The organism is Pantoea sp. 1B4 (genome assembly GCF_016925765.1).
GTDB classification, from domain to species: domain Bacteria; phylum Pseudomonadota; class Gammaproteobacteria; order Enterobacterales; family Enterobacteriaceae; genus Pantoea; species Pantoea agglomerans.
Genome location: NZ_JAEUWZ010000001.1, coordinates 2,415,592 through 2,428,905, shown reverse-complemented (window position 1 = coordinate 2,428,905; position 13,314 = coordinate 2,415,592). Strand labels below are relative to the sequence as shown.

The 13,314-nt window shown below is 55.8% G+C and carries 2 pseudogenes; both read left to right on the top strand.

The features are described from left to right. Nucleotides 1–141 precede the first annotated feature (141 nt). A pseudogene (locus tag JNO11_RS11895) lies at nucleotides 142–1,810 on the top strand (ShlB/FhaC/HecB family hemolysin secretion/activation protein). A gap of 15 nt (nucleotides 1,811–1,825) precedes the next feature. After that, a pseudogene (locus JNO11_RS11885) lies at nucleotides 1,826–13,313 on the top strand (hemagglutinin repeat-containing protein). Nucleotide 13,314 lies beyond the last annotated feature (1 nt).

Below are 13,314 nucleotides of genomic sequence, written 5' to 3'. Positions count from 1 at the left end.
AAAACGTTTTATCACCGCTAATTTTACTTTTTGTAAAACCACATCATTATTTTAAGTCAATAAGGAACTTCCGATTGTTAAGGTGGTAATCTGCACGCCTGTGCTTACACAAAACTTACAATAAGCGTTGTTAATCCTTCGATGAAAATGCCTGAAACAGGGAAGTGGCTGGTTTTCGGAGCCAGTTTGTTTATCAGCAATGTCATGGCTGCACCGGTCACGCCGGGTGATCTTGACGTTATTCAAAACCAGCAGCAGCAGCGGTTGCAGCAGGATCAGCAGCAGCGTGACGCATTAACACAGGCGCATCAGGTTGAGCTGCAAAAAACCGAATCGGCGCCAGCCAGCGGCCCCTGTTTTGAAATCAACCAGATTTCACTGCAACAGGCGAGCTTAATCACGCCTGATACACAGAAGAGACTTGTCGCTCCCTATATCAATCAGTGCCTGAGTCTGGACCGTATTAATCAGCTGGTACGCGCTATTTCAGAGTGGTATGTACAGCGCGGCTATATAACCAGCCGGGCGTTCCTGACAGAACAGAATCTTTCCCACGGGACGTTAAATATCACCGTACTGGAAGGAAAGCTTGAGGCGATTCATTTGCAGGGTGCCAGTGCACGTCAGCTGAACATGGCGTTCCCGACCCGTGCAGGTCGTATTTTAAATTTACGTGACATTGAACAGGGTATGGAGCAGATAAACCGGCTTCGTACTACGCCGGTTCAGATTGAAATCATTCCCTCGACTCAGCCGGGCTATTCCATTGTTAATCTGACCAGCACCCCCCGAGTTTCCTCTGACGCTGGGGCTGAATATGGACAATAGCGGCCAGCGAAGCACCGGCATAGGTCAGCTTTCCGGCTCGCTGGTGGGTAATGACCTGCTGGGTGTTGCCGATCGCTGGTTTGTCAGCGGTGGTCGCAGCAGCGCTTTCAGCGACTGGCGCGATGCGCAAAATTTCCAGGCGGGTGTCAGCGTGCCTTATGGCTATGGGCTGCTGGATTACAGCTATAGCTGGAGCAACTATCACAGCCGCTTTAACGCCAATAGTTTCGACTGGTATAGCAACGGCGACAACATCTCTAACCGCCTCAGCGGCTCGTGGGTGCTGTTCCGCAACGGGCAAATCAAAACTGGTGTTCAGCTTGGGCTGAACCATTATGCCAGCCATAACTGGCTGAATCAGACCCTGCTTCAAAGCAGCAGCCGCAAACTGACCAGTCTGCAGATCGGTTTTAACCATACGCAAAAAATTGCAGGTGGGGTGGCCACCCTGAACCCGATGCTGAGCCGCGGGATGCCGTGGTTTGATGCGGAAAGCGACAAGGGTAAAAGCGACGATTTTCCGAAAGCTGAATTCCGCAAATGGAGCGTCAGCAGCAGCTTTCAGCGGCCAGTCACTCAGAAAATGTGGTGGCTCAGCAGTTTTTACGCTCAGTGGTCGCCGGATCGCCTCTATGGCAGCGAACGCCTGACGATTGGTGGCGAGAACTCGGTTCGCGGCTACAAGGAGCAATACCTTTCCGGCGATGTTGGCGGCTATCTGCGTAACGAACTGAATTACTCGCTGTTTACCCTGCCTGCAATCGGCGAGGTCAGCACCACCCTGGCGCTGGACGGCGGGTGGCTCCAGAGCGACAAACAGGATCGCTACGCAGCAGGCACGCTGTGGGGCAGTTCGCTGGGACTTGGCACCCGTAACGCGCATGTTTCCACTCAGCTGTCGCTGGGTATCCCTGTCAGCTACCCCAATTATCTTGCGCCCGATCGCCTCAGCGTTTACGCGCGTGTTGGACTCGTTTTTTAAACAAAGGCCCCGATTATGGATGATCAATTAAAGCTTTCACTGCCGCGTCGTTTGCTGAGCTATCTCATCTGCTCGCTGATCGCGTTTCAGCCACTGCTGCCCGCCTTTTCTGCGGCGATAGCGCCCGTCACACCAGGGACCAAAGTCGATGCTGCCGGTAATGGCGTGCCGGTCATTAATATCGCGACGCCGAATGCGGCGGGCCTGTCACATAACCAGTATCAGAATTACAACGTGGGCCAGGAAGGGCTGATCCTGAACAACGCAACCGGCCGGTTGACGCAGACCCAACTGGGTGGACTTGTCCAGAACAACCCGAATCTCAAAGCAGGGCAGGAAGCCCGGGCCATTATCAATGAGGTGGTGGGTGCTAACCGTTCACAGCTTCAGGGCTATACCGAGGTAGCGGGTAAAGCGGCCAATGTGATGGTCGCTAACCCTTATGGCATTACCTGTAACGGCTGCGGCTTTATCAATACGCCCAACGTTACGCTGACTACCGGTAAACCGCAGCTTGATGCGCAGGGCAATCTGCAATCGCTGGAAGTGACGAAAGGCGCAATCAGTATTGAGGGTAAAGGACTGGATGGCAGCCAGGCTGATGCTGTCTCGATCATCGCACGCGCAACCGAAATCAACGCAGGCATCCATGCCAAAGATCTTAATGTGACGCTGGGCGCAAACCGGGTCGGTGCTGATGGCAGCGTGACACCCATCGCGGGCGAGGGTGCTGCGCCATCGGTCGCCGTAGATACCGGCGCGCTGGGCGGCATGTACGCAAACCGCATCCATCTGGTCTCCAGCGAAAACGGCGTTGGCGTCAATCTCGGCAATCTTAATGCCCGTCAGGGCGATATGGTGCTGGATGCGCAGGGTCGGTTAAGCATCAACAATAGCCTGACCAGCGGCACCCTGACTGCAAAAGGCAGCAGCATTGCCCTGCAGGGTGAACATAAAGCGGGTGGTAATGTCGCGCTGACAGCACAGCAGGATATCGCCTTAAACGCGGCCTCGCTGGGCAGCGACGCCTCGCTGGATCTCAACACTCAGGGCAGTATCACGCTTAAAGGCAGCAGCGTTAAAGCAGGCCAGAATGTGCGTCTCAGCGGTGCTAACCTGAGTGTTGATAACAGCAGCAGCGGTAGTGCGGTAGACGCGCTGCAGCTCTCTGCCACCTCTCAGCTGGACAATGCCGGTCAGCTCGCCGCCGCAAAAACACTCGATATCCAGGCCGCGCAGATCGCTAACCGTGGCAGCCTGACCAGTAATGGTGACGTGCAGGTTCGCACTAACACTCTGCAACAGAACGGTAAGCTGCTGGCTCAGGGTAAAAATACTTTGGCTGTTAGCGGACAGCTGACTAACCGCGATGAAATCAGTGGCAGCAGCCTGAACATTCAAAGCGGCACTCTTGATAACAGCGGCAAACTGATCAGTACGGGTGATGCCACGATCACGGCTAATCGTCTGAATCAGGATGGGATCTTCTCCGCACAGGGCAACACACTATTCAGTGTTGCGGACACCTTCAGCAACAGCGGCAATCTGGTCAGTAAGCGTCTGCAAATCGATGCCCCGACCCTGAATAACAGTGGCGAGATGATGAGTCATGGCGATGCCGTGATTAACAGCGATACGCTGCAACAAAACGGCTCCATCACTGCACGCGGTGACGCGCAACTGACCGCTCGTGGCAGGCTGGAAAATCAGGGGGGCCATCAGCAGTCAGAACGCACTCATCCTGAACAGTGCACAACTGCGTAACATGGGCTCGTTAACCGCACCGAATCTGACGCTGATCGCCGCGCAAATCAGTAACGGCGGCCTGCTTCAGGGCTCTAATCAGCTCTCTTTACATGCCGGACAGCTGGATAACCTTGCTGCGGGGACGATCAGCTCCGATAACGATTTTGCGCTCGATTTGCCACAGCTTAATAACAGCGGATTGATCACCAGCGGCAAAACATTGGTTGTCAGCGGCGACCAGTTGAACAACAGCGGGGAAATCAACGCTGCCAGCCTCAGCGCCCGGTACGGGCATCTGGATAATCAGCTGGGTGGCAAACTGCTGGCCAGTGACCCACTCCAGCTGCACGGCGATGTACTGACTAATCAGGGCATCATCGCCGCCGCAACGCTGAATAGCGATGTCAGCCAGATCAATAACAGCGGAACAATCCAGGGCGACAAGGCAGTATCGTTGCAGGGCAGCGGGTTAATCAACAGCGGCACGCTGCTCAGCGCAGGTCAGCTGAGTGTGAAACAGCAGACGCTGGACAACAGCGGACTGATGCAGGGCAAACAGCTGACACTGAATGCTGACCGCTGGCAAAACAGCGGCAATGCCCTCAGTGAAGCCGACGCCGACCTGCAAAGCGACACGCTGGTCAATAGCGGCAAGATTCTGGGACAACAGGGCATCGCGCTAAAAGCGAATCACACTGACAACAGCGGCTGGCTGATTGCCCAGGCGCTGACGCTGCGGGGCGACCTGATTAACAGTGGCCTGATTCAGGGCAATCAGCAGATTACGCTGGAAGGCGACCAGCTGGATAATCAGCAGGGCGGGCAGTTGCTGAGTGACGGCACCCTGAATGGCAACATCACTTCACTGAATAACCGCGGCGCAATGCAGGCCGATCAGATGGCGTTAAACGCGAAGGCGTTGCAGAACAGTGGCACTGTTCGCGCCGGAAAAGCACTGACAGCCCAGGTCGGGGGTGTGCTGGATAACAGCGGAAGTCTGATCAGCCAGCAGCAGATGAATTTACAGGCTGGGGAGATCGATAACAAAGGCACACTGGCGGCGGATAACCTCAGCCTGCATGCGCCAGTGCTCAGTAACGGCGGTCTGCTGCAGGGCAATAGCACCTTAACGCTGGAGCATCAGCAACTCCACAACCTCCAGGGCGGCCAGTTAATCGCAGGAGGACCGCTGACGCTGACGTTAGACCAACTGGATAACGACGGGCTGCTGCAGGTTAACGGTGCGCTTTCAGTCAACGGCAACCGTCTCAACAACAGCGGACGCCTGCTGAGCGATGACCTCGACCTTCAGATTGCCGATACGCTGAATAACAGCAGCACGGGACAGATCGTGACCGGCCAGCAGGCCGACATGCATGCCCAAACGCTCAGTAACAGCGGCCAGATTGCTGCACAGCAACTCAGCGCCAGCGGTAATACGCTGGAAAACAGCGGGCTGCTTCAGGGCGACACGCTACTGGATCTCGGATTTGCTCAGACCCTCAACCACAACAATGGGCAACTGCTGAGCGGCGATCGACTGATCATCAAGGGCGGTAGCGCGATCAATGATGGCAGCTGGCAGGGCCAGCAACTCGACGTCACGCTGGATTCTCTCGACAATCGCGGCAGCCTCAATGGCATCAGCGCTTTGCGCGGTAACATCGCCAGCGATCTGATCAACAGCGGCACGCTGATCAGCCAGGGAGAGAGCGATCTTAATGCCACCACGCTGCGCAACAGCGGCAAAATAATGGCGAACCGCCTGGGGTTGCAGGGCACCAGCCTGAACAACGACGGTCTGTTACAGGGCAACACGGCGCTGACTGCTCAGGCCGATAACATCACGCAATCTGCCGGTGGCAAAACGCTGAGCGGCGGAACACTGACGCTGACCGCGGGTCAGCTCAACACCCAGGGAACGCTGCAGGGCGAGCAGGCAACGGTTAACGCTGATAACTGGCTGCATCAGGGATCGCTGCTGGGCAGCAAAGATCTGAACGCCAGTATCAGCAATGAACTGCATAACACCGGCTCGTTGATGAGTCAGAACACCGCACAGGTTACGGCGAACACGCTGAACAACAGCGGCTCACTGCTCAGTGAAGGGGCGATGGTGCTGAACGGTGCCGCGCTGAATAACAGCGGATCGGTGCAGGGCAAAACTCTGACCATTTCACCCGCCAGCGTCATTAATCAGGGCAGCCTGATTGGTCTGCAGGCATTAACGTTTGCCGCTGCGCCACAGGTGGCCGGGCGAATGCTGCTCAGAGCGCTGGCCGCGCCGTCACGTCAGCTGATCAATAATCAGGGCGGATCGCTGCTGACGCAGGGCACGCTGAACATCAACGGCGGGGACGTTGTGAATAACGGCAGCTGGCAGGGACAGCAGATCCTGCTGAATGCCCGGCAACTGACCAATAATGGCGCGATCCAGAGTGCGGATGCGCTGCAACTGATTCTGGCGGATCGCCTTGATGCGGGCGCTGGCAGTAAGATTTCAGCGAATGGCACTGCGGCACTGCAGGCACTGACGCTGACCAATCAGGGTGAATGGATTGCCAGAAACCTGACGCTACGGGGCGACACGTTAAACAATAACGGCGCCGTCACCGGTGTCGACGCGCTGACGGTTGGCCTTAACGGTGCACTGACCCAGCAGCAGGATAAAACGCTGCTCAGCGCAGGCAGGCTGACGCTTCAGTCCTCCTCGCTCAATAATGCCGGACGCGTGCAGGGCGGCGACCTGCAGATCACCACGGGCGCGGTTGATAACAACGGGCGCTTACAGGGTGACAACAGCCTGCTGGTCAATGCTGGTGGACGCATCACCAACGGCGGCAATGGCGCCATGATCACGCAAAACGCCCTGACGCTGACCGGGCCAGAACTGTTCAACTATGGCCTGATTCAGGGCAATGGCAACGGTGTCGCGACATTAACCGGTTTAACGCAAAACGATGGCCGGTGGCTCTCGGGTGGCGCGCAGACATTGAATACGCCGCAGCTGAATAACAACGGCTGGTTACAGGCGTCGCAGCTGATTCTCAATGCGACCAATGCCAGCAACAACGGTACGCTGCTGGCCGACGGACAGGGTACGCTGACTGGCAATGGCTTCAGCAACCAGGGCACGGCCCAGGGCGGTAACCTTGAGGTCAATTATCAGCAGGTAAACAACAGCGGCACGCTGCTGGGTAACAACCGGCTGAGTGTGATGGGCGCTCAGGTCAATCAGCAAAGCAGTGGTCGCCTGTTCAGTGGCGGCAGTTTGCTGGTTCACAGCAATGGCTTTGACCAGACCGGTCAGGTTGTGGCGCTGGGTGATGCCACGCTGGAGATCGCGAATGGTTTTACCGGTCGCGATGTGCTGGCTGCGGGCGGGCGACTCACCGTCAGCAGTAATGGCGCGATAGACAACCAGGGCACGATGCAGGGCGGGGCGCTGACGCTAAGTGCAGGCGGCGATCTCACTAATAATGGTCAGCTCACTACCGGTTCGGGTGACAGTGCGTTCAGCGGCAACCGTATCGCCATGAACGGGAATGGCAGTCTGCAAGGCGGCGGTAACATCAACTTAGCCAGCCGCAGCGATATCACTGTTGATGGTTTTACGGGTACGTTGGGCAATCTGACCCTCAGCGCACCGGGCAGCATCGTCAATAACGCGCTGCTCTATGCGGCCGGCAATCTCTCTCTTTTTGCCAACAGTATTCGCAACCAGCGTGCCGATATGCTGGCAGGCGGCAGTATGTGGCTGCAGGGCGATGCGGCGGGGAACGCTAACGGCGAGGTCGTTAATAACTCCGGCACCATCGAAACGCAGAACGGCGATATCACGATTAATACGGGACATTTGCTGAATACAAGGGATGGGTTGAGCACCTCAACATCAATTCAAAAGAGTCCAGATTTACCTTCATGGTTAGGTAAGGATACTGTTTATATCACACTGGGATCCTTAAAGGCTGATGAGCTTGGCTTCTATACCAAACATGTTAGGTCAGGAGGCAGCCCGGGTAAGGGGAATGGTTCCGATGATGATCATTATTATCTCGCACCTAATGCCAAGGGTGCCCTTAAAAAATATTTAACTAACACCATATTTAATCATGTTAATGCAAATGATGGTGCTGGCCGGATTGCATCAGCTCGCGGGTTGCAAATTTCAGCTCAAAAGTTAGAAAATTTTGCCAGCGATATTCTCGCTAATGGCGATATTGTTTTATCTGGTAATCAACTAAATAATCAGTCTTTCCAGGACGGACAGCAGAATGAGTATACAACTTATAAATACTCGGGAAATATTGGTGGGAAGTTTACTAAAAATATCGACCTTGCGTTTTTCGATCCCAAATCTCAGCGGTGTTGTTTTCGACAAAATACTACTGGCACTCAGGTTAAGTATGTACTTACAGGCCAGCCCAGTTATGAAGACGTTGGGCCCGTTCAAATCTACCGCGCCGTTATCCAGGCCGGAGGCAATGTCTCTGCAAATTTCAGCGGCAATATCAGCAACACCAACACCACCGCGAATGCCGGCCGGAGCGGTAATACGCTTTCTGCCCCAAATTTACGCGGCTTAACCGCTGCAGGCACCGCAGGCGCGCAGTCCCATCAGCAACTGGCAACCGCCGACAAAGCCGCAATCAATACCCCGCAATGGCGCGATCAGCTCCAGAATGCCTTGCAGCAGGTCAATAGCGCAGGTGCGCTGGAGACCGCATCACAGGGCAGCGCATCGCTGACGCAATATGCAACTGCGGGTAAAAACAACGCAGCGCTGGGTAAAGCCGTTAACCTGACGAACGCTTCTCAGGGTCCTGCGTCGCTGCATAACTATAAGGCCGCTGAGGTTGATATCAGCGCCTATCCATTACCTTCTGGTGAAAACGGCTACTTTGTTGCGTCGAACACCAATAGCCGCTATCTGATTACCGTTAACCCCAAACTTAATGGCCTGGGTCAGCTGGATCAGAGCCTGTTCGGCGAGCTGAATGCAAAACTGGGCAAACAGCCTGCCACCACGCCATTACAGGAAAAGCGCCCTCAATACACAGACGAGAACGCCTTCCTCGGCTCCTCATATATGCTTGATCGCCTTAACCTGAAGCCAGATTATGATTATCGTTTTCTCGGCGATGCGGCGTTTGATACCCGCTACGTCAGCAATGCGGTACTGAATCAGACCGGTAATCGCTACATCAATGGCCTGGGATCCGATCTCGCCCAGATGCGCTATCTGATGGACAACGCTGCGGCGGCGCAAAAGTCGCTGGGACTGGAGTTTGGTGTCTCACTCTCTGCCGGGCAACTCGCCTCTTTAGACAAGAGTATGGTCTGGTGGGAAGCCACCACCATCAACGGTGAAACGGTGATGGTGCCGAAGCTCTATCTGTCGACAAAAGATGTGGAGATGCGCGATGGCAGCGTAATTGCCGGTAACAACGTGACGCTGAAAGGCGGGAACATCACCAATACCGGTAGTAGCGTAATGGCCAAAAACGATCTGACTATCGACAGTCAGAACACGCTCAGTAACCTCAACGCCGGTCTGCTTCATGCTGGTGGCGATCTGCAGCTTAGCGCACTGAATGATATCAACAACGTCAGCGCGACTATCAGCGGTAAAAAAGGTGGCACTGGAGAGTGTTAACGGTGACATCAACAACCTGACTACTTCACAGCTCTGGCATCTGGATGCAGGCAACGGTAAGGGTGCGAAGAAATCCTATACCGAAACCCTCAGCGGGCCAACGGCGAGCATCACGTCACTGGATTCTCTGAGCCTCAAGGCGGGCAACGATATTGCCGTCACCGGCGCTAACCTCAAAGCGGGTGGCGAAGCTGCTGCTGAACGCCTGGAATGATATTGCTATAACCGGGAACCAGAACGTCACTGGCAGCGCGCAATCCGGCTTCGGAAACCGCTGGCAAAAAGTTGACCTAACCAGCACAACTACCGTCACCACAGTCGGCAGCAAGATCGCCGCAGGCGGCAATATGGCGATGCAGGCGGGCCACGATCTGACGGTTACCGCCAGCAGCATCACTGCCGGTAAAAACGCGGCGCTGGCAGCCGGTAACGATCTTAATCTCAATAGCGCGACGACCAGCCAGAATGATGTGAAGGGCAAACGTGAAACCCATTCAACCGGGCTGGATCGCACGACGCTGACCAGCGGAGGCGATTTAGCACTTCAGGCCGGACGCGATCTCAATAGCCAGGCGGCAGGCATCGCCGCAGACAAAGACGTGACCTTACAGGCGGGGCGTGATGTCAATCTGCTGGCGGCTGAAACCGGTTCTGGTAATAGCTACAAATCCGGCAAGAAGGTTGAGATCAATGAGTCGGTACGCCAGCAGGGCACTGAAATTGCCAGTGGCGGGAGTACGACGGTTAAAGCGGGTCAGGATGTTAACAGTGAAGCGGCTCAGGTTACGGCCAGCGGTAATATCGCAGTGGGTGCCGGACGCGACATCAACCTGACCACCGCCACTGAAAGCGATTATGCCTACAAAGAAGAGACCAAAACCAAAAAAGGATTTTTGAGTAAAAAAGACCACGCATACCATCAGCGAAGACAGTGACACCCGTGAAAATGGCACCTTACTGAGCGGCGATAATGTCACGCTTAATGCGGGCAACAATTTACTTGTCCAGGGTTCTCAGGTCGTAGGCGATGGCACGGTAGCGCTCAGGGCCGGTAACAACGTGGATATCGTTGCTGCGACCAACTCGGACTCAACCTGGCGTTTTTCGGAAACTAAGAAAAGCGGCCTGATGGGAACCGGTGGCATCGGCATCACTGTAGGCAGCAGTAAATCGGTCCATGACTTACGTGACAAGGGCACCACCCAGAGCCAGAGTGCCAGCACGGTGGGCAGTACGGGCGGTAATGTCAGCATTGTTGCGGGCGGACAGGCTCATGTCAGCGGCTCAGATCTGGTGGCGGGGCGCGATCTCGCCATTACCGGCGACAGCGTGATCATCGATCCGGGTCATGATAAACGGACTCATGATGAACTGTTTGAGCAGAAGAAGAGCGGGCTGACACTGGCGCTCTCCGGGGTGGTGGGTGAAGCCATTAATAACGCGGTTGCGGCGGCGCAGACATCGAAAAAAGAGAGTGACGGTCGCCTTGCTGCCCTGCAGGCTACCAAAGCCGCGCTTTCAGGCGTGCAGGCCGTGCTGGGCGGGCAGCTGGCGGAAGCGAGCGCCGATCCCAACAACGGCCTGGGCGTCAGCCTTTCCCTGACCACACAGAAATCAAAATCGCAGCAACATCAGGCGTCCGACAGCGTCGCCGGATCCACGCTCAATGCCGGTAAGAATCTTTCCATTACCTCTGCCGGTAAGGGCCGTGGCGAGCACAGCGGCGACATTCTTATCGCCGGCAGCCAGCTGAAAGCCGCAAGTGACAGCAGCCTCAATGCTGCCAGGGACATTGTGCTGAGCGGGGCGGCCAACACTCAGGAAAGCAACGGTAAAAACAGCAGCGGCGGCGGCGGCGTGGGCATCAGTTTTGGTGCCGGACAGGGCAGCGCGGGTATCAGCATTTTTGCCAGCGTTAACGGCGCCAAAGGTAAGGAGAGCGGCAACGGTACGCGCTGGTCTGAAACCACCCTGGACAGCGGCGGCAGGGTAAGCCTGAACAGTGGAAGAGATACCACGCTCAACGGCGCGCAGGTCAGCGGTAATCAGGTGACGGCCGATGTGGGCCGGGATCTGACCATCACCAGCCAGCAGGACAGCGACCGTTACGATTCAAAACAGACCAGCTACGGCGCGGGCGGCAGCTTTACCTTTGGCTCAATGTCGGTGTCCGGCTATGCCAGCGTCAACCAGGACAAAATGCACAGCAACTTTGACAGCGTGCAGGAGCAGAGCGGTATCTATGCCGGTAACGGCGGCTTTGACATCACCGTCGGCAATCATACCCAGCTGAACGGTGCAGTGATTGCCAGCCAGGGCGATGCGGCAGACAACCGTCTGGATACCGGTACGCTCGGCTTCACCGATATCGGCAATGCGGCGGACTACAGCGTCAGCCACAGCGGCGGTAGCATCGCGCTGTCCAGCGGTGGCGGCATGGGTGCGCAGATGCTGTCCAGCGTGGCGTCCAATGCCGCCAGCACGCTGCTGTCGGGCCTGAACAACAACGGCCATGCCGAAGGCACCACGCAGTCGGCGGTGGCAAACGGCACCGTGATCATCCGCGACCGGGTCAACCAGAAGCAGGATGTGGCAGACCTCAGCCGTGACACCGAACATGCCAATGACAGCATCAGTGCGATCTTTGACAAAGAGAAAGAGCAGAAGCGGCTTCAGACGGCTCAGTTAGCCGGTGAAATCAGCGGTCAGATGACAAATATCGTCACGACCATGGGCGATATCAAAGGGCTTGAGAAGGCGCGGAGTGCGAAGAACGCCGAGACGCTGCCCGCCGGAGCAACGGAAAAACAGCGGAGAGAGTGGCTGGAGAAAATGCGTGATTCGCCAGAGTATCAGGCGGAGATGAAGCAGTGGGGCATCGGCAGCACGTCGCAGAAGGTCGCACAGACGGTCGGCAGTATTCTGACGGGGCTGGTGACCGGCAATGCAGGCCAGGCGGTCGCAGGCGGCCTTAATCCGTGGGCAGCTCAGCTGATTAAGAAGGAAACGACCGACGCTTCCGGAAACGTTGATGTGGCAACCAATGCCATGGCACATGCGGTGTGGGGTGCGGTATCATCGCAGATGTCCGGGGGAAGTGCGGCAGCGGGCGCGGCAGGTGCCTTCAGCGGCGAGCTTGCCACACGCTACATCGCAGAGAAATACTGGGGCGCAGATACCCCGGAGAAGATAGCGGCGCTGGGACAGGAAGACCGCGAGCAGCTGAGCCTGCTCGGCACGCTGGCGGCAGGACTGGCGGGCGGCATGGCGGGCAACAGCAGTGCTGCGGCGACGAGCGGCGCGGTTGCGGGGAAAAATGCGGTTGAGAATAATGCGCTGAGTGTGCCGGAAAACCAAGACCGCGCCAAAGAAATGACTCAGTGTCAGGGACGTGAGGCTTGCACCGCCGTAGTTGAGAAATACAAGAAGATTAACGCCGAACAGCATGAAAGTGTTGTGAACTGTACCGGCGCTCAGGACTGTGTCGATAAGGCTAATGATGTTGGCAAGCTACAGGCAGATTATGCTAAACGCACCAATGAGTTGATGGAGAAAGCGCGTGCTAACGGTAGTTTAAGCCCGGAAGACCAGAACGAATTATCTATTCTTCAGGTAACTACTATCCAATTGGAAGCAGACAGAAATGCTGCGATCCACAACGCGCTAATGTCCGGCGATTCATCTGAAGCGAAGCAGCTTGCTATCAATTCGTTAGCGCAGGTGGCAGGGACAAGCGCTGCGGGAATTGCTGCTGGGATTGGTAAAGGTAAGGGAAGCGCGATGCCTATACCTACCCCAACGAAAGCTGCCAATGGGTTGGTTTATCAGTCGAATGGGAAGCATACTCCAGGTCAAGTTGGATATAATAGAAACGCCGGGACCGAACCTACAAACTCTATTCAATTGTTTGGCAACTCAGTAGAAAATGGGAAAAAGAGGTATGCATTGGACGAAAAAGGTAACGTGCATCAATTTACGAATACAAATGATGGTTCATGGCATTGGTCAGGAAGTACGGGAGATGCATCCGTTCCATTGAAAAAAAGTGATATACCAAACGCTGTTAAAAAAGAGTTTGGGTTGCCCGGGAAATGGAGGTAAA